Origin of the sequence: Aeromonas bestiarum, from assembly GCF_028751155.1 — a bacterium.
Taxonomy (GTDB): domain Bacteria; phylum Pseudomonadota; class Gammaproteobacteria; order Enterobacterales; family Aeromonadaceae; genus Aeromonas; species Aeromonas bestiarum.
The window spans coordinates 4,402,501-4,423,936 of sequence record NZ_CP064746.1 but is presented as its reverse complement, the minus strand read 5'-3'; the positions used below and the strand labels follow the sequence as shown (position 1 = coordinate 4,423,936).

Annotated in this window: 19 protein-coding genes and 1 tRNA gene; all 20 read left to right on the top strand. The window is 55.2% G+C overall.

Annotated elements, in window-relative coordinates:
- Positions 1-137: 137 nt before the first annotated feature.
- The gene (tuf, locus tag IU367_RS20515; protein WP_011898272.1) at positions 138-1,322 is read left to right on the top strand and encodes an elongation factor Tu; all 1,185 of its coding nucleotides are present in this window, start codon (positions 138-140) and stop codon (positions 1,320-1,322) included.
- A 53-nt stretch (positions 1,323-1,375) separates the two neighbouring features.
- Positions 1,376-1,452 (top strand) — tRNA-Trp (locus tag IU367_RS20510).
- A gap of 60 nt (positions 1,453-1,512) precedes the next feature.
- Complete coding sequence (gene secE / locus IU367_RS20505) at positions 1,513-1,884, top strand: preprotein translocase subunit SecE (protein ID WP_011707705.1); 372 nt, start codon at positions 1,513-1,515, stop codon at positions 1,882-1,884.
- Between the two features lie 9 nt (positions 1,885-1,893).
- Positions 1,894-2,445, top strand: coding sequence for a transcription termination/antitermination protein NusG (gene nusG, locus IU367_RS20500; protein ID WP_005318554.1), 552 nt, complete (start codon positions 1,894-1,896; stop codon positions 2,443-2,445).
- Positions 2,446-2,578: 133 nt separating this feature from the next.
- On the top strand, positions 2,579-3,007 hold the full coding sequence (gene rplK / locus IU367_RS20495) for a 50S ribosomal protein L11 (protein WP_005318556.1): 429 nt from the start codon (positions 2,579-2,581) through the stop codon (positions 3,005-3,007).
- A 4-nt stretch (positions 3,008-3,011) separates the two neighbouring features.
- Positions 3,012-3,713: a 50S ribosomal protein L1 gene (rplA, locus tag IU367_RS20490; RefSeq protein ID WP_042036011.1), complete on the top strand. Its 702-nt coding sequence runs from the start codon at positions 3,012-3,014 to the stop codon at positions 3,711-3,713.
- A 256-nt stretch (positions 3,714-3,969) separates the two neighbouring features.
- Positions 3,970-4,470 (top strand): 50S ribosomal protein L10, encoded by a 501-nt coding sequence (rplJ, locus tag IU367_RS20485; RefSeq protein WP_005318563.1) that lies wholly within the window; start codon positions 3,970-3,972, stop codon positions 4,468-4,470.
- 51 nt (positions 4,471-4,521) lie between these two features.
- A complete protein-coding gene (gene rplL, locus IU367_RS20480; protein WP_042036012.1) occupies positions 4,522-4,884 on the top strand; it encodes a 50S ribosomal protein L7/L12 in 363 nt (120 codons plus the stop codon).
- Positions 4,885-5,106: 222 nt separating this feature from the next.
- On the top strand, positions 5,107-9,135 hold the full coding sequence (rpoB, locus tag IU367_RS20475) for a DNA-directed RNA polymerase subunit beta (RefSeq protein ID WP_042867349.1): 4,029 nt from the start codon (positions 5,107-5,109) through the stop codon (positions 9,133-9,135).
- 90 nt (positions 9,136-9,225) lie between these two features.
- A complete protein-coding gene (gene rpoC, locus IU367_RS20470; RefSeq protein ID WP_043142620.1) occupies positions 9,226-13,530 on the top strand; it encodes a DNA-directed RNA polymerase subunit beta' in 4,305 nt (1,434 codons plus the stop codon).
- Between the two features lie 197 nt (positions 13,531-13,727).
- Positions 13,728-14,444 carry a helix-turn-helix transcriptional regulator gene (locus tag IU367_RS20465; protein WP_043554914.1) on the top strand — a complete coding sequence of 239 codons (717 nt, stop codon included), beginning with the start codon at positions 13,728-13,730 and terminating at the stop codon, positions 14,442-14,444.
- A 25-nt stretch (positions 14,445-14,469) separates the two neighbouring features.
- Positions 14,470-14,850 carry a RidA family protein gene (locus IU367_RS20460; protein WP_042036016.1) on the top strand — a complete coding sequence of 127 codons (381 nt, stop codon included), beginning with the start codon at positions 14,470-14,472 and terminating at the stop codon, positions 14,848-14,850.
- A gap of 86 nt (positions 14,851-14,936) precedes the next feature.
- Positions 14,937-15,329 carry a sulfurtransferase complex subunit TusD gene (gene tusD, locus IU367_RS20455; protein WP_241281094.1) on the top strand — a complete coding sequence of 131 codons (393 nt, stop codon included), beginning with the start codon at positions 14,937-14,939 and terminating at the stop codon, positions 15,327-15,329.
- Positions 15,330-15,339: 10 nt separating this feature from the next.
- On the top strand, positions 15,340-15,696 hold the full coding sequence (gene tusC, locus IU367_RS20450) for a sulfurtransferase complex subunit TusC (RefSeq protein WP_274452947.1): 357 nt from the start codon (positions 15,340-15,342) through the stop codon (positions 15,694-15,696).
- Positions 15,697-15,703: 7 nt separating this feature from the next.
- Positions 15,704-15,982, top strand: a complete 279-nt coding sequence (tusB, locus tag IU367_RS20445) for a sulfurtransferase complex subunit TusB (protein ID WP_043554908.1) — start codon at positions 15,704-15,706, stop codon at positions 15,980-15,982.
- Between the two features lie 183 nt (positions 15,983-16,165).
- On the top strand, positions 16,166-16,540 hold the full coding sequence (gene rpsL / locus IU367_RS20440; RefSeq protein WP_005306278.1) for a 30S ribosomal protein S12: 375 nt from the start codon (positions 16,166-16,168) through the stop codon (positions 16,538-16,540).
- Positions 16,541-16,633: 93 nt separating this feature from the next.
- Positions 16,634-17,104, top strand: coding sequence for a 30S ribosomal protein S7 (rpsG, locus tag IU367_RS20435; protein WP_005901834.1), 471 nt, complete (start codon positions 16,634-16,636; stop codon positions 17,102-17,104).
- 74 nt (positions 17,105-17,178) lie between these two features.
- Entirely contained in the window at positions 17,179-19,284 is a 2,106-nt protein-coding gene (fusA, locus tag IU367_RS20430; RefSeq protein WP_043142611.1) for an elongation factor G, read from the top strand.
- A 54-nt stretch (positions 19,285-19,338) separates the two neighbouring features.
- Positions 19,339-20,523 carry an elongation factor Tu gene (gene tuf / locus IU367_RS20425; RefSeq protein WP_011898272.1) on the top strand — a complete coding sequence of 395 codons (1,185 nt, stop codon included), beginning with the start codon at positions 19,339-19,341 and terminating at the stop codon, positions 20,521-20,523.
- 112 nt (positions 20,524-20,635) lie between these two features.
- Positions 20,636-21,178 (top strand): D-glycero-beta-D-manno-heptose 1,7-bisphosphate 7-phosphatase, encoded by a 543-nt coding sequence (gmhB, locus tag IU367_RS20420; RefSeq protein WP_274452946.1) that lies wholly within the window; start codon positions 20,636-20,638, stop codon positions 21,176-21,178.
- The last annotated feature ends 258 nt before the right edge of the window (positions 21,179-21,436 follow it).

Sequence of the window (21,436 nt, the reverse complement as noted above, 5' to 3'; positions counted from 1 at the left end):
CACCTCAGGGTGAGTTCGGCAATCGAACCTGGCTGTCAGCACCAACCTCTCTTCCCCACCAGATTCAAATCCATCATATAAACTGTTCTGTGGTTAGCTTGCCACCGCGTACTCAGCGTTAGTTTAGAGGGACGATCATGTCTAAAGAAAAATTTGAGCGTAATAAACCGCACGTTAACGTGGGTACCATCGGCCACGTTGACCACGGTAAAACCACCCTGACCGCCGCCATCACCAACGTGCTGGCCAAGCACTTCGGTGGTAAAGCTTTCGCCTTCGACCAGATCGACAAGGCGCCGGAAGAGCGTGAGCGTGGTATCACCATCAACACCTCCCACGTAGAATACGACACCGCCATCCGTCACTACGCGCACGTAGATTGCCCGGGTCACGCCGACTACGTTAAAAACATGATCACCGGTGCTGCCCAGATGGACGGCGCGATCTTGGTAGTAGCTGCGACCGACGGCCCGATGCCGCAAACTCGTGAGCACATCCTGCTGGGTCGCCAGGTTGGTATCCCGTACATGATCGTGTTCATGAACAAGTGCGACATGGTAGATGACGAAGAGCTGCTCGAACTGGTCGAGATGGAAGTTCGTGAACTGCTGACCGAATATGACTTCCCGGGTGATGACCTGCCGGTAGTTCGTGGTTCCGCGCTGAAAGCGCTGGAAGGCGACGCTGCATGGGAAGAGAAGATCATCGAGCTGGCCAACCACCTGGATACCTACATCCCGGAGCCGGAGCGCGCAATTGACCTGCCGTTCCTGATGCCTATCGAAGACGTATTCTCCATCGCTGGCCGTGGTACCGTTGTTACCGGTCGTGTTGAGCGCGGTATCGTCAAAGTGGGTGAGACTGTAGAAATCGTCGGTATCAAAGACACCGTTTCTACCACCTGTACCGGTGTTGAAATGTTCCGCAAACTGCTGGACGAAGGTCGTGCAGGCGAGAACATCGGCGCGCTGCTGCGTGGCGTCAAGCGTGAAGACGTAGAGCGTGGTCAAGTACTGGCCAAGCCGGGCTCCATCAAGCCGCACACCAAGTTTGAATCTGAAGTGTACGTGCTGTCCAAAGAAGAAGGTGGTCGTCATACCCCGTTCTTCAAAGGCTACCGTCCGCAGTTCTACTTCCGTACTACCGACGTGACCGGTACCATCGAACTGCCGGAAGGCGTAGAGATGGTAATGCCAGGCGACAACATCAAAATGGTTGTTACCCTGATTGCGCCGATCGCGATGGACGACGGCCTGCGTTTCGCCATCCGTGAAGGTGGCCGTACCGTAGGTGCCGGTGTTGTAGCCAGCGTAATCGCTTAATCTTTGGCTTACATAAATAAAGCAAAGCCCCTATAATAGGGGCTTTCTTATGTAGGGGCGTAGTTCGAATTGGTAGAACAGCGGTCTCCAAAACCGATGGTTGCGGGTTCGAGTCCTGCCGCCCCTGCCATATACCTCGTCTCGTACGGGGCTTTTGTGTCTTTGGTTACGTCAGATACAGGTGGGTTGTATGAGTGTTAGTTCTGAGAGCCAGGGCGGAAGCAAGGATACCCTGCTTTGGGGCCTGGTTTTCATCATCCTGGCGGCCGCTGTAGTAGGTAATTATCTGCTCAACGATGTTGTCGCTGCCGTCCGCGCCCTGGGTGTGGTCGTCGTCATTGCTGCTGCTGGTGCGGTAGCCCTGCAAACCACCAAGGGAAAGGCGACACTGGCATTTGCCCGTGAGTCTCGCCTGGAAGTCCGCAAGGTCGTATGGCCGACCCGTCAGGAAGCCATTCAGACAACCCTGATTGTGCTGGCGGTGACCGCCGTGATGGGGCTATTGCTGTTCATTCTGGACGGTGCCTTGGTCTGGTTGGTCAACTTGATTACCGGAGTGTAAGGATAAGCCATGACTGAACAACGTGAACAACGTATGAGATGGTATGTCGTGCAGGCATTCTCTGGCTACGAAGGCCGGGTCGCCAAGTCTTTGCGCGAACATATCAAGATGCATGGCATGGAAGACATGTTCGGTGAAGTGCTGGTCCCGACCGAAGAAGTGGTCGAGATGCGTGCTGGCCAGAAGCGCAAGAGTGAGCGCAAGTTTTTCCCGGGCTACGTCCTGGTTCAGATGCTCATGGATGAAACCACATGGCACTTGGTGCGTAACGTACCGCGTGTGATGGGCTTCATCGGTGGCACCTCTGATCGTCCTGCTCCTATCTCTGATAAGGAAGCGGATGCCATCCTGAATCGTCTGCAAGATGCCCACGACAAGCCGCGTCCGAAAACCCTGTTTGAACCGGGTGAAATGGTGCGGGTTGCCGACGGTCCGTTCGCCGACTTCAACGGTACCGTTGAAGAGGTGGACTACGAGAAGAGCCGCGTGAAGGTCTCTGTTTTGATCTTCGGTCGCTCAACGCCGGTAGAACTGGATTTTGGTCAGGTCGAAAAGGGCTGATTAAACTCTGTACGTTAACGGTTGTCAGGGGCAGCGAATGTCACTATAATTCGCTGCCCCTTTATTAGTTGGGGAGCCGTTTGCAGGAGCATGTCTCCGAGGCGCTAGAACCCATTTCTGAGGTATTTTTCTAATGGCTAAGAAAGTCACAGCTTATATCAAGCTGCAAGTTAAGGCTGGCAGTGCTAACCCCAGCCCTCCCGTTGGTCCTGCTCTGGGTCAGCACGGTGTAAACATCATGGAATTCTGTAAGGCGTTCAACGCTCGTACAGAGAAGCTGGAAAAAGGTTCACCGACTCCGGTCGTGATCACCGTTTACAGCGACCGTTCCTTCACCTTCGAAACCAAGACTCCGCCTGCTGCCTTCCTGCTGAAGAAAGCTGCCGGGATCCAGTCTGGTTCGGCCAAGCCGAACAAAGACAAGGTTGGTAAGGTGACTGTTGCCCAGCTGCAAGAAATCGCCAAGACCAAAGAGCCGGATATGACCGGTGCCGATCTGGATGCAAAAGTACGTTGCATCGCAGGCTCCGCTCGTTCCATGGGCCTGGTAGTGGAGGATTAAGACAATGGCAAAACTTTCCAAGCGTATGCGCGTTATTCGCGAAAAAGTTGACGGTACCAAAGAGTACTCCATCAACGAAGCCATTGCCCTGCTGAAAGAACTGGCTACCGCCAAGTTCGTTGAAAGCGTTGACGTTGCTGTCAACCTGGGTATCGATGCTCGTAAATCTGACCAAAACGTTCGTGGTGCTACTGTACTGCCGCACGGTACCGGTCGTGATGTACGTGTTGCCGTATTCACCCAGGGTGCCAACGCCGAAGCTGCCAAAGCTGCCGGTGCTGAACTGGTTGGTATGGATGACCTGGCCGATCTGGTCAAGAAAGGCGAGATGAACTTCGACGTCGTGATCGCATCCCCGGATGCCATGCGTGTTGTTGGTCAACTGGGTCAAATCTTGGGCCCGCGTGGCCTGATGCCGAACCCGAAAGTCGGTACTGTAACCCCGAACGTTGCTGAAGCTGTGAAGAATGCCAAAGCCGGTCAGGTTCGTTACCGTAATGACAAGAATGGTATCATCCATACCACTCTGGGTAAGGTTTCTTTCGACGAAGTTCAGCTGAAAGAAAACTTGGAATCGCTGCTGATTGCCCTGAAAAAGGCTAAGCCGTCTTCCGCCAAAGGTATCTTCATCAAGAAAGTCAGCATCTCCACCACCATGGGTGCAGGTGTTGCCGTAGACCAAGCTTCTCTGGAAGCTCAGGGCTAATTGATGAGTTTTACAAGGCGCAAAATTTAATCTATAATTTTGCGCCTTGATTGGTTGGGGGCTTCGACCTCCGTCCAAGACCGCAGGAGGCTGCAAAGCCTTAATCCTTCCTGCGTAGACGGTGCCGGAAACCCAGCGAGAAAGATTCTTTCTCTTCTGGAATCCTGCTACCGCATCGTTCCCCTCTGTTGTGAAGGTAGGGGGGATGTGTCAGTACTGAGTCATGAGACTCAGATTCAATCCAGGAGTTAAGCCAATGGCATTGGGACTCGAAGACAAAAAGGCAATTGTTGCTGAAGTCAACGAAGCTGCCAAAGGCGCCCTGTCCGCAGTTGTAGCCGATTCTCGCGGCGTGACTGTAGACAAGATGACCGTCCTGCGTAAAACCGCTCGTGAAGCCGGTGTGTACATGCGCGTTGTGCGTAACACCCTGCTGCGTCGTGCGGTTGAAGGTACCGAATTTGCGTGCCTGAACGACGTATTGACTGGTCCTACCTTGATTGCTTTCTCCAACGAACACCCGGGCGCTGCCGCTCGTCTGTTCAAAGAGTTTGCCAAAGCGAACCAAAAGTTCGAAATCAAGGCCGGCGCTTTTAACGGTGAGTTTATCGCCGCAGCACAAATTGATCGTCTGGCCACGCTGCCGACCTACGACGAAGCAATTGCGAAGTTGATGGCGACTATGAAAGAAGCCTCTGCTGGCAAGCTGGTTCGTACCATCGCTGCTGTGCGTGATCAGAAACAAGCTGCTGCTTGATTCTCGCCTATTTAGGCTGTTTGAGTTTATTCAACATCAGGAATTTTTGTCATGTCTATCACTAAAGACCAAATCATCGAAGCCGTTGCTTCCATGTCCGTAATGGAAGTTGTTGAGCTGATCGAAGCTATGGAAGAGAAGTTCGGCGTTTCTGCCGCTGTTGCTGTTGCTGCCGGTCCGGCTGCTGAAGCAGTAGAAGAGAAAACCGAGTTCGACGTAGTTCTGACTGCTGCTGGCGCCAACAAAGTTGCCGTCATCAAGGCCGTTCGTGCCGCTACCGGTCTGGGCCTGAAAGAAGCCAAGGACCTGGTAGAAGCCGCTCCTGCCAACCTGAAAGAAGCCGTCTCCAAAGACGAAGCTGAAACTCTGAAGAAGCAGCTTGAAGAAGCTGGTGCTTCTGTTGAGATCAAATAATCTGCATTTATGTAGATTAGCCTGATAAAACAGGCTAGGGCTGGTGAATATTTGTTCACCAGCCTTTTTGCGCTGTAGACTGAGAGCATTTCACACCGTTTACGACTCTCGGTGCACCAGCAATCCGGACCGTTTCATCGTCCGGGCCAACACAAAACGGTGTTGAGACAGAGCTGTCCCGCGGGACAGAGTGGGTCACTTATCAGCGAGCTGAGGAACCCTATGGTTTACTCTTATACCGAAAAAAAACGCATTCGTAAGGACTTCGGTAAGCGAGACCAGGTACTGGACACGCCTTATCTGTTGTCCATTCAGCTGGACTCCTTCAAGCAGTTCATCGAGGCTGACCCGGAAGGTGAATACGGCCTAGAGGCCGCTTTCCGTAGCGTTTTCCCGATCACCAGTTACTCCGGTAGTGCTGAGCTTCAGTATGTCAGCTATCGCCTGGGTGAGCCGGTATTTGACGTAAAAGAATGCCAGATCCGTGGAGTGACCTACTCCGCGCCGCTGCGTGTCAAGCTTCGTATGGTTCTATACGATCGTGAAGCAGCTGCCGGCACCGTCAAAGACATCAAGGAACAAGAAGTATACATGGGCGAAATTCCGCTCATGACCGAGAACGGCACCTTTGTTATCAATGGTACCGAGCGGGTAATCGTCTCCCAGCTGCACCGTAGCCCGGGCGTCTTCTTTGACCACGATAAAGGCAAAACCCATTCATCCGGTAAGGTGCTGTATAACGCCCGCGTTATCCCCTACCGTGGCTCCTGGCTGGACTTCGAGTTCGATGCGAAAGACAACCTGTTTGTCCGTATCGACCGTCGTCGTAAATTGCCGGCTTCCATTATTCTGCGCGCCCTGGACTTCAGTTCCGAAGAAATCCTGGCCAACTTCTTCGAGACCATAGGTTTCGAAGTGAAAGATGGCAAGTTGATGATGGATCTGGTGCCCGAGCGCCTGCGTGGTGAAACTGCGACCTTTGACATCGTGGCCAATGGCGCCGTGGTGGTTGAGACCGGTCGTCGTGTGACTGCGCGTCACATCCGTCAGTTGGAAAAGGATGCCGTTACCCAGATTGAGGTACCGGTTGAGTATGTTGTTGGCAAAGTTGCTGCCAAGAACTACGCACATCCGCAAACTGGCGAAATGGTAGTGACTGCCAACCAGGCATTGAGCCTGGAAGCGGTTGCCAACCTCTCCCAAGCCGGCTTCAAGCACTTCGAGGTTCTGTTCACCAACGAACTGGATCACGGTGCCTACATGTCCGAGACCCTGCGTATCGACTCCAGCTCCAGCCGTTTGGAAGCGCTGGTCGAAATCTATCGCATGATGCGTCCGGGCGAGCCGCCTACCCGTGAAGCTGCAGAACAGTTGTTCGAGAACCTGTTCTTCTCTTCCGAGCGTTACGACCTGTCTACCGTAGGTCGGATGAAGTTCAACCGTCGTCTGTCCCGTGAAGACGAGACAGGCGCTGGCACTCTGACCAAAGACGACATAGTCGAAGTCATGAAGCGCCTGATCGACATCCGTAACGGCAATGACGAAGTGGACGATATCGACCACTTGGGTAACCGTCGTATCCGTTCTGTCGGTGAAATGGCTGAAAACCAGTTCCGTGTCGGTTTGGTGCGTGTCGAGCGTGCGGTCAAGGAGCGTCTCTCCCTGGGCGACCTGGACACCCTGATGCCGCAGGATCTGATCAACGCCAAGCCGATCTCCGCCGCAGTCAAAGAGTTCTTTGGTTCCAGCCAGCTGTCTCAGTTCATGGACCAAAACAACCCGCTGTCCGAAGTCACCCACAAGCGCCGTATCTCTGCGCTGGGCCCGGGCGGTTTGACCCGTGAGCGTGCCGGTTTTGAAGTCCGAGATGTGCACCCGACTCACTACGGTCGTCTGTGCCCTATCGAGACTCCTGAAGGTCCGAACATCGGTCTGATCAACTCTCTGTCCGTGTACTCTCGTACCAACGAGTACGGTTTCCTCGAGACCCCGTACCGTAAAGTCATTGACGGTGTGATCACCGACGAGGTGGACTACCTGTCCGCCATCGAAGAAGGCAAGTACGTGATCGCACAGGCTAACGCCGCGACCACCGAAGATGGCCGTCTGAAAGATGAATTGATCCCGTGCCGCCACAAAGGTGAATCCACCTTTATGAACGCCGACCAGATCCAGTATATGGACGTGAGCCCGCAGCAGATCGTATCTGTGGCAGCCGCTCTGATCCCGTTCCTGGAACACGATGATGCTAACCGAGCCCTGATGGGTTCGAACATGCAACGTCAAGCCGTACCGACTCTGCGTGCTGACAAGCCGCTGGTAGGTACCGGTATGGAACGCGCCGTGGCCGTTGACTCCGGTGTAACCGTAGTGGCCAAGCGTGGCGGCATGATCGACTACGTCGATGCCTCCCGTATCGTTATCAAGGTCAACGAAGATGAACTGCTGCCTGGCGAAGCCGGCATCGACATCTACAGCCTGACCAAGTACACCCGTTCCAACCAGAACACCTGTATCAACCAGCGTCCTTGCGTGATGTTGGGTGAGCCGGTCATGGCGGGTGACGTGGTTGCTGACGGTCCGTCCACCGATCTGGGCGAACTGGCGCTGGGCCAAAACCTGCGCGTCGCGTTCATGCCGTGGAACGGTTACAACTTCGAAGACTCGATCTTGGTAAACGAGCGCGTGGTTCAGGAAGATCGTCTGACCACCATCCATATCCAGGAACTGGCCTGTATCTCCCGTGACACCAAGCTGGGTCCGGAAGAGATCACTGCCGACATCCCGAACGTGGGTGAAGCCGCTCTGTCCAAGCTGGACGAGTCCGGTATCGTCTACGTGGGTGCCGAAGTGAAAGGCGGCGACATCCTGGTCGGCAAGGTAACACCGAAAGGTGAAACCCAGCTGACGCCGGAAGAGAAGCTGCTGCGCGCCATCTTCGGTGAGAAGGCCTCCGATGTGAAGGACTCCTCCCTGCGTGTGCCGAACGGTGTGTACGGTACCGTGGTTGACGTGCAAGTCTTTACCCGCGATGGCGTGGAAAAAGACAAGCGTGCCAAAGAAATCGAAGAGATGCAGCTGAAGGAAGCGAAGAAGGACTTGACCGAAGAGTTCAAGATCCTGGAAGACGGCATTTTCGGCCGCTCCCGCAACCTGCTGCTGGCCGCCGGTTACAGCGAAGATCGTCTGAACAAGCTGGATCGTACCAAGTGGTTTGAATTGGCCATCGAAGATGAAGCCAAGCAGATCGAGCTGGAACAGATCGCCGAACAGCACATCGAGCTGAAAGCCGACTTCGACAAGAAGTTCGAGAACAAGCGTCGCAAGATTATCCAGGGTGATGATCTGGCGCCGGGCGTACTGAAAATCGTCAAGGTTTACCTGGCAGTCAAGCGTCGCATCCAACCGGGTGACAAGATGGCGGGCCGTCACGGTAACAAGGGTGTTATCTCCAAGATCTGCCCGGTCGAGGATATGCCTCATGACGAGTACGGCCGTCCGGTCGATATCGTACTGAACCCCTTGGGCGTACCGTCCCGTATGAACATCGGTCAGATCCTCGAAGTGCACTTGGGCCTCGCGGCCAAGGGCATCGGCGAGAAGATCGACCGCATGATCAAGGAACAGCGCGCGCTGCACGAGATGCGTGACTTCCTGCAACAGGTCTATGACCTGGGCGAGAAAGACACCAAGCAAGTGGACATCGCCGAGCTGTCTGACGACGACGTACGTACCCTGGTGGGTAACCTGCGCAAGGGTCTGCCGGTCGCTACACCTGTCTTTGATGGTGCCAAAGAGCACGAAATCAAGGCCTTGCTGAAGCTGGCCGATCTGCCGGAATCCGGTCAGATCTCCCTGTTCGACGGTCGTACCGGCAACGCTTTCGAGCGTAAGGTCACCGTGGGTTACATGTACATGCTGAAGCTGAACCACCTGGTAGACGACAAGATGCATGCGCGTTCTACCGGTTCTTACAGCCTGGTTACCCAGCAGCCGCTGGGTGGTAAGGCGCAGTTCGGTGGTCAGCGTTTCGGTGAGATGGAAGTGTGGGCCCTGGAGGCTTACGGTGCGGCATATACCCTGCAGGAAATGCTGACCGTCAAGTCTGACGATGTGAATGGCCGTACCAAGATGTACAAAAACATCGTGGATGGCGACCACCGTATGGAGCCGGGCATGCCCGAATCCTTCAACGTACTGTTGAAGGAAATCCGCTCTCTGGGTATCAACATCGAGCTGGACGAAGAGTAAGAGCTCGCTCTTATTGTTCGAGAATTGACGTGGGCGCCCTGCTGCTTTGGCAGTAGGGCGCCGAGGTTAGACTCCTGACAGGGGAAACACGTGAAAGACTTACTCAAGTTTTTGAAGGCTCAGACCAAGACCGAAGAGTTTGACAGTATCAAGATCGGTCTGGCCTCTCCTGACATGATCCGCTCCTGGTCATTCGGTGAGGTCAAAAAGCCTGAGACCATCAACTACCGGACTTTCAAGCCGGAACGTGATGGTCTGTTCTGCGCCCGTATCTTCGGACCGGTGAAGGACTACGAGTGTCTGTGCGGCAAGTACAAGCGCCTGAAACACCGTGGTGTGATCTGTGAGAAGTGCGGCGTAGAAGTGACCCAGACCAAGGTCCGTCGCGAGCGTATGGGCCACATCGAGCTGGCCAGCCCGACTGCCCACATCTGGTTCCTGAAGTCCCTGCCGTCCCGTATCGGTCTGCTGCTGGACATGACCCTGCGTGACATCGAGCGCGTGCTGTATTTCGAATCCTATGTAGTGATCGAGCCCGGCATGACCAACCTCGAGCGCAGCCAGATGCTGTCCGAAGAGAACTATCTGGACGCACTGGAAGAGTGGGGCGACGAATTCGACGCCAAGATGGGTGCCGAAGCAATCCTTGCATTGCTGCGAGCCATCGATCTGGAAGGCGAAGTCAAGACCATGCGTGAGGAGCTGGATCAGACCAACTCCGAAACCAAGCGCAAGAAGACCACCAAGCGCCTGAAGCTGATGGAAGCCTTCCTGCAGTCCGGCAACAAGCCGGAGTGGATGATCATGACAGTGCTGCCTGTGCTGCCGCCGGACCTGCGTCCGCTGGTACCGCTGGACGGCGGCCGTTTCGCGACTTCCGATCTGAACGATCTGTACCGTCGTGTGATCAACCGTAACAACCGTTTGAAGCGCCTGCTGGACCTGGCTGCCCCGGACATCATTGTGCGCAACGAAAAGCGCATGCTGCAAGAGTCCGTGGATGCCCTGCTGGACAACGGCCGTCGTGGCCGTGCCATCACAGGTTCCAACAAGCGTCCGCTGAAATCCTTGGCCGATATGATCAAGGGTAAGCAAGGTCGTTTCCGTCAGAACCTGCTGGGTAAGCGTGTCGACTACTCTGGTCGTTCCGTTATCACCGTAGGCCCGACGCTGCGTCTGCATCAGTGCGGTCTGCCGAAGAAGATGGCGCTGGAGCTGTTCAAGCCGTTCATCTATGGCAAGCTGGAATCCCGCGGTCTGGCGACCACTATCAAGGCCGCCAAGAAGATGGTGGAGCGTGAAGAAGCTGTCGTTTGGGATATCCTGGACGAAGTGATCCGCGAACACCCGGTCCTGCTGAACCGTGCACCGACCCTGCACCGTCTGGGTATCCAGGCGTTTGAACCGACCCTGATCGAAGGCAAGGCCATCCAGCTGCACCCGCTCGTCTGTGCCGCCTATAACGCGGACTTCGATGGTGACCAGATGGCGGTCCACGTACCGCTGACCCTGGAAGCCCAGCTCGAAGCGCGCGCCCTGATGATGTCCACCAACAACATCCTGTCGCCAGCCTCCGGTGAGCCGATCATAGTTCCTTCCCAGGACGTGGTCTTGGGTCTGTACTACATGACCCGTGCCCGTATCAACGCCAAGGGCGAAGGTATGGTGCTGGCCGGCCCGAAAGAAGCCGAGAAGGTATATCGCGCCGGTCTGGCCGATCTGCATGCTCGCGTCAAAGTGCGTATCACCGAATATCTCCGTCAGGAAGATGATTCGCTGGTAGAGCGTACCGAGATGAAGAACACCACCGTTGGTCGTGCGATCCTGAGCCTGATCCTGCCGAAAGGCATGGAATACGCCCTGATCGACGAGCCCAAGGTGCTGACTGCTGCAGAGCAGGCTGATCTGGATGCCAATCCGCAGAACTGGATCAAGTCCGTATCCAACAAGGCGCTGGGCAAAAAGCTCATCTCCCGTCTGCTGAACACCTGCTATCGCAAGCAGGGCCTGAAGGACACCGTTATCTTCGCTGACCAGCTGATGTATACCGGTTTCCATTATGCGGCCCTGTCCGGTGCTTCCGTTGGTATCGATGACATGGTCATCCCGGATGCCAAGAAAGACATCATAGCCGCAGCCGAAGCCGAAGTTGCCGAGATCCAGGACCAGTTCCTGTCCGGCCTGGTGACCGCGGGCGAGCGCTACAACAAGGTTATCGATATCTGGGCCAGCGCCAACGAGCGCGTCTCCAAGGCCATGATGGAGAACTTGTCCAAAGAGCGTGATGTCAACTCGCTGGGTGAAGAAGAAGAGCAGGCGTCGTTCAACAGCATCTTCATGATGGCCGACTCTGGTGCGCGGGGTTCTGCAGCCCAGATCCGTCAGCTGGCCGGTATGCGTGGCCTGATGGCCAAGCCGGATGGCTCCATCATCGAGACCCCGATCGTCGCGAACTTCCGCGAAGGTCTGAACGTACTGCAGTACTTCATCTCCACTCACGGTGCCCGTAAGGGTCTGGCGGATACCGCACTGAAGACGGCTAACTCCGGTTACCTGACTCGTCGTCTGGTTGACGTGGCACAGGACATGGTGATCACCGAGGACGATTGCGGCACTATCGAAGGTCTGTGGATGACTCCGCTGATCGAAGGTGGTGACGTGGTCGAGCCGCTGCGTGAGCGTGTGCTGGGCCGTGTGGTTGCCGATGACGTGATCAAGCCGGGTACCGAGGACGAGATCCTGGTAGCGCGCAACACCCTGCTCGACGAGCAGCTGTGTGACCTGCTGGAACAAAACTCTGTTGACCGCGTGAAGGTGCGTTCTGCCATCACCTGTGAAACTGACTTCGGTAACTGTGCTCACTGCTACGGCCGTGATCTGGCCCGTGGTCACCTGGTGAACAAGGGTGAGGCTGTCGGTGTTATCGCCGCCCAGTCCATCGGTGAACCGGGTACCCAGCTGACGATGCGTACCTTCCACATCGGTGGTGCCGCATCCCGAGCCGCTGCCGAGAACAGCATCCAGGTGAAGAATACCGGTACCATCAAGCTGCAGAACGCCAAGTTCGTTCACAACAGCGATGACAAACTGGTTATCACCTCCCGTTCTACCGAACTGACCATCATGGATGACATGGGCCGTACCAAGGAAAGCCACAAGCTGCCTTACGGTGCCGTGTTGGAAGTGAAGGATACTCAGGCCGTGAGCGCCGGTGACACTGTCGCCAACTGGGATCCGCACACCCACCCGATCATCACCGAAGTGGCGGGTCGCCTCCAGTTCGAACACATGATCGATGGCGTGACCATCACTCGTCAGACCGACGAACTGACCGGTCTCTCTTCTATCGTCGTACTGGATGTCAACGAGCGTCCGAGTGCCGGTAAAGAGATGCGTCCGACCGTTAAACTGGTCGACCTGAACGGCAAAGATGTCATGATCCCGGGTACCGATGTCGCCGCCCAGTACTTCCTGCCGGGCAAGGCAATCGTGAACCTGGAAGATGGTGCCAACGTGGGTGTGGGTGACGCGGTAGCGCGTATCCCGCAAGAATCCAGTGGTACCAAGGACATCACCGGTGGTCTGCCGCGCGTTGCGGATCTGTTCGAAGCACGTCAACCGAAGGAACCTGCCATCCTGGCCGAGATCTCCGGTACCATCTCCTTCGGGAAAGAGACCAAGGGCAAACGCCGTCTGGTCATCACCCCGACCGATGGTGGCGATGTCTACGAGGAGATGATTCCGAAGTGGCGTAACCTGAACGTGTTCGAAGGTGAAAAAGTTGAGAAGGGTGAAGTGCTGGCGGACGGTCCTGAGTCTGCTCACGACATCCTGCGTCTGCGCGGTATCAGCCCGGTTGCCAACTACATCGCCAACGAAGTGCAGGACGTTTACCGTCTGCAAGGCGTTAAGATCAACGACAAGCACATCGAAGTCATCGTTCGTCAGATGCTGCGCAAGTGCGAGATCCTGAGCGCTGGCGACACTGACCTGATCGAAGGCGAGCAGGTTGAAGTGGCCCGTGTGAAGATTGCCAACCGTAAGCTGGTTGCAGAGGGCAAGGCCCCGGCTACCTTCCGTCATATTCTGATGGGTATTACCAAGGCATCTCTGAGCACAGAGTCCTTCATCTCCGCGGCTTCCTTCCAGGAAACCACTCGTGTTCTGACCGAAGCGGCCGTTGGCGGCAAGCGTGATGAACTGCGTGGCCTGAAAGAGAACGTGATCGTGGGTCGTCTGATCCCGGCTGGTACCGGCTTTGCCTACCACCATAGCCGGATCAACCAGCGTGCCGCCGCAGCTCGTGCTGTCGGTGTACCGCAGGTGACTGCCGATGAAGCTCAGCAAAACCTGGCGGATCTGCTCAACGCATCCGGCAGTTTTGACGAAGAGTAATCTTCTGCTGCAGTGATTGAAAAAGGGCTCCTTCAAGGGGCCCTTTTTGTTGGTCGTTTTCTCGTCAACCCCAGTCGCCACGCGGATATTCGGATGATCCAGAGCAAGGTTGGGGAGTAAAAAATCAAAAAAAGTTGACATTGCCCCCTCGCAATTGAAAACTCGGGAAAGTTGAATGGTTATTACAGGGGTAGAACATGACTGTCGGTATCGAGGAAGTACTGCTTCCCGAAGAGCAGCTGAGCGGTCGCACTTTTACAGACGAAGACAGGGAATTGTTGCGCTCCTATGGAGGGCTTATCGAAGGCTTGGCCGAACTGTTCGGCAAGCACTGTGAAGTGGTTCTTCACTCCCTGGAAAATCTGCACGAGTCCGTGATCAAGATTGCCAACGGGTTCAATACGGGACGGAATGAGGGGGCACCCATTACCGATCTCGCGCTGCGTATGCTCAAGGACATAGAGAATACCGGCCAGGATTACACCCAGAGTTATTTTGCCCGCAGCCGTACCGGCGCCCTGATGAAGTCGAGTACCATCGCCATCAGGAACAGTGACAAGCAGGTGATAGGTCTTATCTGTATCAACCTGCACATCAATGCGCCTTTTCACGAGTTTGTCGCCGAATTCTTCCCGACGCCCCAGCAAGTGGAGCGCCAGTCGCCGGAGACCTTTGCCAACAGCGTCGAAGAGTTGGTCGCCCAGACGGTGGACAACACCATCGACGAGATCAACCGCGATCCGACCGTTGCCAACAATGCTAAAAACAGGTTTATCGTGACCCAGTTGTTCGAGAAGGGCATATTTGATATCAAGGACTCGATCAACCTGGTCGCCGACAAATTGAATATTTCCAAACATACCGTTTATCTGTACATCCGACAGCGCAAGCAGGGTGAAGACGAGAACGAGTAAGCGCCATAGAAGGGGATAGATAAGAATGGCTAAAGAAGTGATTGCAACCGACAAGGCGCCTGCCGCAATTGGTCCGTATGTTCAGGCTACCAAGCTGGGCGAATTGGTCTTCACCTCCGGGCAGATCCCGCTCGATCCGGCCACCATGGAGATAGTGGCTGGCGGCATCGAAGCGCAGGCCGAGCAGGTGATGAAGAACCTGGTTGCAGTATTGAAGGAAGCCGGTGCCGATACCGGCAAGGTGCTGAAGACCACCTGTTTCCTCAGCGACATGAACAACTTCGTTGCCTTTAACCAGGTATATGCCCGTTACTTTGGCGACTCGGCCCCGGCCCGTTCCTGTGTGGAAGTGGCGCGTCTGCCCAAGGATGTGCTGGTTGAAGTCGAAGCCATTGCTTACGTCTGATCCTCGGCAGAATGAAGAGCCCCTCCCAGGAGGGGCTTTTTTGTCTTTGGCGTAGAATGGACAGACACCCGTACAGGAGTCCGGATATGAGTCTGAATTTTGCCTTGCTGGTAACGGGGCCCGCCTATGGTACCCAGTCGGCCAGCACTGCCTACCGCTTCGCCTTGAGCCTCATCGAGCAGGGCCATCGGTTGTCACATCTGTTTTTCTATCAGGACGGGGTCTGCAATGGTAACGGCTTGCATGCCCCGGCATCTGATGAGACCGACCTGGTGGCCCTGTGGCGCGAGCTGGCCATAGGGCAGGGGATCCGTATCGATGTGTGCGTCGCAGCCGCCATGCGGCGCGGTGTGCTCGATGAGACAGAGGCGAAGGGAGCAGGCAAGGATCAATTCAACCTGCAGGCCCCCTTCTGCCTGAGCGGGCTGGGTCAGCTGGCCGAAGCCAGCCTGACCGCCGATCGCTTTGTCCAGTTCTAGGGAGGGAGAGATGAACAAGATAGCCTTTATGTGTCGTCGCGGCCCTCATGGCACGTCCGCCGGACGGGAAGGACTGGATGCCTTGCTGGCGACCTCGGCGCTGACCGAGTCGCTGGCCCTGTTCCTCATCGGTGACGGTGTCTTGCAACTGGTCAGGGAGCAGCAGCCTCAGGCCATCTTGCAGCGCCACTATGCACCGACCTTCAAGCTGCTGGAGTTGTACGATATCGAGGAGGTCTATGTGTGCGCCGACTCGCTGGCCGAACGCGGTCTGACGGTGGATGATCTGCTGATCCCCGTCGAGTGCCTCTCCCGTGCCGACATCCGCCGCCAGTGGAGCCACTGCGCGATTCACATCTGCTTCTGAGGTGCTCATGATACAGCTGATATTGACCTCTCCCTTCCTGAGCCGGGATCTGGAACAGGCGCTCTGCTATCGCCAGCCTGATGATCTGCTGGTGCTGATGCAGGATGCCGTCATCGCGGCCACGGTCCCTCAATGGGGTGAGCGACTGGCAGCTATTCCGCTCTATGTGATGCGAGAAGACTTGCAGGCGAGGGGATTGCAGCACAGGATCGGGATGGATCTGGATATGGCCGGTCTGGTCGCATTGATCGCGGAAAACGGGTCACCGCAGACCTGGGGTGGCTAGCGTCCATTTTTATCGATGAAGTTCAGTTAGTTATGACTATTGACAGGGGATCCATTGTGCCCTTTTGCGGCACGGATTGTATAAATCTTGACTCCCTTGACAACAGGGCATAAAATTTCGCGTCCCCGTATCTGCGGGGAGGATTTTTCACATGTTTATGAAGTCATTATCAGGAGCCTTTTGATGGCAACTATTAACCAGTTGGTTCGCAAGCCACGCATCAAGCTCGTTGTGAAAAGCAACGTGCCTGCGCTGGAAGCGTGCCCTCAGAAGCGTGGCGTGTGCACCCGTGTATACACCACCACCCCGAAGAAGCCTAACTCTGCACTGCGTAAAGTATGCCGTGTACGTCTGACCAACGGCTTCGAAGTCACCTCCTATATCGGTGGTGAAGGTCACAACCTGCAGGAACACTCCGTTGTTCTGATCCGTGGCGGTCGTGTCAAGGATTTGCCAGGTGTTCGTTACCACACCGTTCGTGGTGCGTTGGACTGTGCCGGTGTTAAAGACCGTAAGCAGGCTCGCTCCAAGTATGGCGTGAAGCGTCCGAAAGCTTAATGGTTCTCCGTTAAGTAAGGCCAAACGTTAATTCGTTTCTAGTTAGATAACTTTCTAGTTTTGGGTAACCCCTGAAGTTACGGAGAATTTGAAATGCCAAGACGTCGTGTTGTTGGTCAGCGTAAAATCCTGCCGGATCCCAAGTTCGGATCAGAGCTGCTGGCTAAATTTGTCAACGTAGTAATGGTTGACGGTAAGAAATCTGTTTCCGAAGCCATCGTATATGGCGCGCTGGACATCATTGCCACCAAATCTGGCAAAGATCACCTGGCCGTATTCGAAGAAGCCCTGGACAACATTCGTCCGTCCGTCGAGGTTAAATCTCGTCGTGTCGGTGGTGCAACCTATCAGGTACCGGTAGAAGTTCGTCCGGTCCGTCGCAATGCCCTGGCAATGCGCTGGTTGGTTGACGCCGCTCGTAAACGTGGTGAAAAATCAATGGCTCAGCGTTTGGCTGGCGAGCTGCTGGATGCCGCTGACAATAAGGGTTCGTCTGTCAAGAAACGTGAAGACGTTCACCGTATGGCTGAAGCGAACAAGGCCTTCGCTCACTTCCGCTGGTAATCCGCTTGCGCAGGGTCTTTTGGCTCTGCGCACCTTCAGTTATCTAGGAGTCCGCTCCTAGTAAGAGGATGACAATGGCTCGTACAACCCCCATTGAGCGTTATCGTAACATCGGTATCTCCGCTCACATCGACGCCGGTAAGACTACCACTACCGAGCGCGTTCTGTTTTATACCGGTGTAAGTCACAAGATCGGTGAAGTTCACGATGGCGCTGCCACCATGGACTGGATGGAACAGGAACAAGAGCGTGGTATCACCATCACCTCCGCCGCGACCACCGCTTTCTGGTCCGGTATGGGTAAACAGTTCCAACCGCACCGTATCAACATCATCGATACCCCCGGCCACGTTGACTTTACTATCGAAGTAGAGCGTTCAATGCGTGTTCTGGATGGCGCCGTGATGGTGTACTGTGCCGTAGGTGGCGTACAGCCACAGTCTGAGACCGTATGGCGTCAGGCTAACAAGTACAAGGTTCCCCGTATCGCGTTCGTCAACAAGATGGACCGTACCGGTGCCAACTATCTGCGCTGCGTTGAGCACATCAAGACCCGCCTGAAAGGTAACCCGGTTCCGCTGCAACTGAACATCGGTTCAGAAGAGAACTTCAAGGGCGTTATCGATCTGGTCAAGATGAAAGCCATCAACTGGAGCGAAGCAGATCAGGGCGTATCCTTCGATTACGAAGAGATCCCGGCTGAGCTGCTGGAAAAAGCGCAAGAAATGCGCATGACCCTGGTCGAAGCCGCTGCTGAAGCGTCTGAAGATCTGATGGAAAAATACCTGGGTGGTGAAGAACTGACTGAAGAAGAGATCAAGAAAGCTCTTCGTCTGCGCGTTCTGAACAACGAAATCATCCTGGTTACCTGTGGCTCCGCGTTCAAGAACAAGGGCGTACAGGCCATGCTGGATGCCGTGGTTGACTATCTGCCGGCACCGACCGACGTAGCTGCCATCGACGGCCTGAAGCTGGACGGCGTCACCAAAGACGAGCGTCATGCTTCTGATGAAGAGCCGTTCGCTGCTCTGGCATTCAAGATTGCCACCGACCCGTTCGTAGGCAACCTGACCTTCTTCCGCGTGTACTCCGGCGTAGTTAACTCCGGTGACTCCGTGCTGAACTCTGTCAAAGAGAAGCGCGAGCGTTTTGGCCGTATCGTTCAGATGCACGCCAACAAGCGTGAAGAGATCAAAGAAGTTCGCGCAGGCGATATCGCTGCTGCCATCGGTCTGAAAGATGTGACCACTGGTGACACCCTGTGTGACGAAAAAGCACCGATCATCCTCGAGCGTATGGAATTCCCTGAGCCGGTAATCTCCATCGCGGTTGAGCCGAAAACCAAGGCTGACCAAGAGAAGATGGGTCTGGCGCTCGGCCGTCTGGCGCAGGAAGATCCGTCTTTCCGCGTATGGACTGACGAAGAATCTGGCCAAACCATCATCGCCGGTATGGGTGAGCTGCACCTGGACATCATCGTTGACCGTATGCGTCGCGAGTTCAAGGTTGAAGCGAACGTAGGTAAGCCGCAGGTTGCCTACCGTGAAACCATTCGTGAAACCGTCAAGGATATCGAAGGTAAGCACGCCAAGCAGTCTGGTGGTCGTGGTCAGTATGGTCACGTCATCATCGACATGTACCCGCTGGAAGCCGGCAAAGCCTATGAGTTCGTTAACGACATCAAAGGCGGCGTGATTCCTGGTGAATACATCCCGGGTGTTGACAAGGGTATCCGTGAGCAGCTGAAATCCGGCCCGCTGGCAGGTTATCCGGTAATGGATCTGGGTGTGCGTCTGCACTACGGTTCTTACCACGATGTCGACTCCTCCGAATTGGCGTTCAAGATCGCTGCCTCCCTGGCCTTCAAGGCTGGTTACATGAAGGCAAGCCCGGTCCTGCTCGAGCCGATCATGAAGGTTGAAGTCGAGACTCCGGAAGATTACATGGGCGACGTTATCGGTGACCTGAACCGTCGTCGTGGCCTGATCGAAGGTATGGAAGACGGCCCGTCCGGCAAGATCGTACGTGCCCTGGTGCCGCTGGCCGAGATGTTCGGTTATGCGACCGCCCTGCGTTCCGCTACCCAAGGTCGTGCTTCCTACGCAATGGAATTCGCTAAGTACTCCGACGCCCCGAACAACGTGGCCCAGGCAGTCATCGAAGAGCGCAAATCCAAGTAATTTATGATTCCCCGCCTACGACGGTAGGCGGGTTTAACCTAGAAGGACTACGTCGTGTCTAAAGAAAAATTTGAGCGTAACAAACCGCACGTAAACGTCGGCACCATCGGCCACGTTGACCACGGTAAAACCACCCTGACCGCCGCCATCACCAACGTGCTGGCCAAGCACTTCGGTGGTAAAGCTTTCGCCTTCGACCAGATCGACAAGGCGCCGGAAGAGCGTGAGCGTGGTATCACCATCAACACCTCCCACGTAGAATACGACACCGCCATCCGTCACTACGCGCACGTAGATTGCCCGGGTCACGCCGACTACGTTAAAAACATGATCACCGGTGCTGCCCAGATGGACGGCGCGATCCTGGTAGTAGCTGCGACCGACGGCCCGATGCCGCAAACTCGTGAGCACATCCTGCTGGGTCGCCAGGTTGGTATCCCGTACATGATCGTGTTCATGAACAAGTGCGACATGGTAGATGACGAAGAGCTGCTCGAACTGGTCGAGATGGAAGTTCGTGAACTGCTGACCGAATATGACTTCCCAGGTGATGACCTGCCGGTAGTTCGTGGTTCCGCGCTGAAAGCGCTGGAAGGCGACGCTGCATGGGAAGAGAAGATCATCGAGCTGGCCAACCACCTGGATACCTACATCCCGGAGCCGGAGCGCGCAATTGACCTGCCGTTCCTGATGCCTATCGAAGACGTATTCTCCATCGCTGGCCGTGGTACCGTTGTTACCGGTCGTGTTGAGCGCGGTATCGTCAAAGTGGGTGAGACTGTAGAAATCGTCGGTATCAAAGACACCGTTTCTACCACCTGTACCGGTGTTGAAATGTTCCGCAAACTGCTGGACGAAGGTCGTGCAGGCGAGAACATCGGCGCGCTGCTGCGTGGTGTTAAGCGTGAAGACGTAGAGCGTGGTCAAGTACTGGCCAAGCCGGGCTCCATCAAGCCGCACACCAAGTTTGAATCTGAAGTGTACGTGCTGTCCAAAGAAGAAGGTGGTCGTCATACCCCGTTCTTCAAAGGCTACCGTCCGCAGTTCTACTTCCGTACTACCGACGTGACCGGTACCATCGAACTGCCGGAAGGCGTAGAGATGGTAATGCCAGGCGACAACATCAAAATGGTTGTTACCCTGATTGCTCCGATCGCAATGGACGACGGCCTGCGTTTCGCTATCCGTGAAGGTGGCCGTACCGTAGGTGCTGGTGTTGTAGCTAGCGTAATCGCTTAATCGATTCGTTATATGCAAACATGAAAAGGGGTGGCTTCGGCCGCCCCTTTTTCTTTTTGGGCCTTGTGCCCTATGAGATACTTTGCAAAATCATTTATTGAGGTAGTCCCCAGTGAGCAAGCCCGCCATTTTTCTGGACCGTGACGGTGTCATCAACGAAGACACCGGTTATGTCAGTCAGGTAGACGACTTCCATTTCCTGCCCGGTGTGATCGAAGCCCTGCAGCTGCTGAAGAAGAAAGGCTATCTGTTGATCGTCGTCACCAACCAGTCTGGTATCGCCCGCGGCTATTTCAGTGAGGACGACTTCATGAACCTGACTGAATGGATGGATTGGTCATTGGCCGATCGGGATGTGGATCTCGACGGTATCTATTTCTGTCCACATCACCCGGATCACGGCGCCCCTTGTGATTGCCGCAAACCGGAACCCGGCATGCTGCTGCTGGCACAACAGGAACTGGGCGTCGACATGAGCCGTTCCTATATGGTTGGCGACAAACCTTCCGATCTGAAAGCGGCAGCCAGTGCCAAGGTTGGTCATAAAGTCATGGTGCGTACTGGCAAACCTGTAACCGATGCCGGCATCGCCTTGGCGGATGCCATCTACGACAACCTGCACGATTTCGCCGTTTCAGTGCCTGTTGCAGGCTGATTTCGTTCGCTTAATATGCGCATTGGTGGCTTTGTGAGCGAACAGTTGATGAAAGCCATCTTTTTGCAATTATCTGCTTGCCAGAAAGTTTCTACTCCCTATAATGCGCCTCCATCGACAGGGCAAGCGGCAACGCAGTAAAGCCAGTCGGTGCCTCGAAAAGCCTTTGAAAATAAGGCTTGACTCGAGAAGGCGGTTGAGTAGAATTCCACTCCCGCAGCAACACACTGTTGCGTCGCTCTTTAACAATTTGAATCA

Excerpts from the sequence above, each read along its gene's own strand:
- nusG (WP_005318554.1), top strand. The coding sequence starts at position 1,894 with ATGACTGAACAACGTGAACAACGTATGAGATGGTATGTCGTGCAGGCA.
- rplA (WP_042036011.1), top strand. The coding sequence starts at position 3,012 with ATGGCAAAACTTTCCAAGCGTATGCGCGTTATTCGCGAAAAAGTTGAC.
- tuf (WP_011898272.1), top strand. The coding sequence starts at position 138 with ATGTCTAAAGAAAAATTTGAGCGTAATAAACCGCACGTTAACGTGGGT.
- rpsL (WP_005306278.1), top strand. The coding sequence starts at position 16,166 with ATGGCAACTATTAACCAGTTGGTTCGCAAGCCACGCATCAAGCTCGTT.
- secE (WP_011707705.1), top strand. The coding sequence starts at position 1,513 with ATGAGTGTTAGTTCTGAGAGCCAGGGCGGAAGCAAGGATACCCTGCTT.
- tusD (WP_241281094.1), top strand. The coding sequence starts at position 14,937 with ATGAGTCTGAATTTTGCCTTGCTGGTAACGGGGCCCGCCTATGGTACC.
- tusB (WP_043554908.1), top strand. The coding sequence starts at position 15,704 with ATGATACAGCTGATATTGACCTCTCCCTTCCTGAGCCGGGATCTGGAA.
- fusA (WP_043142611.1), top strand. The coding sequence starts at position 17,179 with ATGGCTCGTACAACCCCCATTGAGCGTTATCGTAACATCGGTATCTCC.
- tusC (WP_274452947.1), top strand. The coding sequence starts at position 15,340 with ATGAACAAGATAGCCTTTATGTGTCGTCGCGGCCCTCATGGCACGTCC.
- IU367_RS20460 (WP_042036016.1), top strand. The coding sequence starts at position 14,470 with ATGGCTAAAGAAGTGATTGCAACCGACAAGGCGCCTGCCGCAATTGGT.
- IU367_RS20465 (WP_043554914.1), top strand. The coding sequence starts at position 13,728 with ATGACTGTCGGTATCGAGGAAGTACTGCTTCCCGAAGAGCAGCTGAGC.
- rpoB (WP_042867349.1), top strand. The coding sequence starts at position 5,107 with ATGGTTTACTCTTATACCGAAAAAAAACGCATTCGTAAGGACTTCGGT.
- rplL (WP_042036012.1), top strand. The coding sequence starts at position 4,522 with ATGTCTATCACTAAAGACCAAATCATCGAAGCCGTTGCTTCCATGTCC.
- rplJ (WP_005318563.1), top strand. The coding sequence starts at position 3,970 with ATGGCATTGGGACTCGAAGACAAAAAGGCAATTGTTGCTGAAGTCAAC.
- rplK (WP_005318556.1), top strand. The coding sequence starts at position 2,579 with ATGGCTAAGAAAGTCACAGCTTATATCAAGCTGCAAGTTAAGGCTGGC.
- rpsG (WP_005901834.1), top strand. The coding sequence starts at position 16,634 with ATGCCAAGACGTCGTGTTGTTGGTCAGCGTAAAATCCTGCCGGATCCC.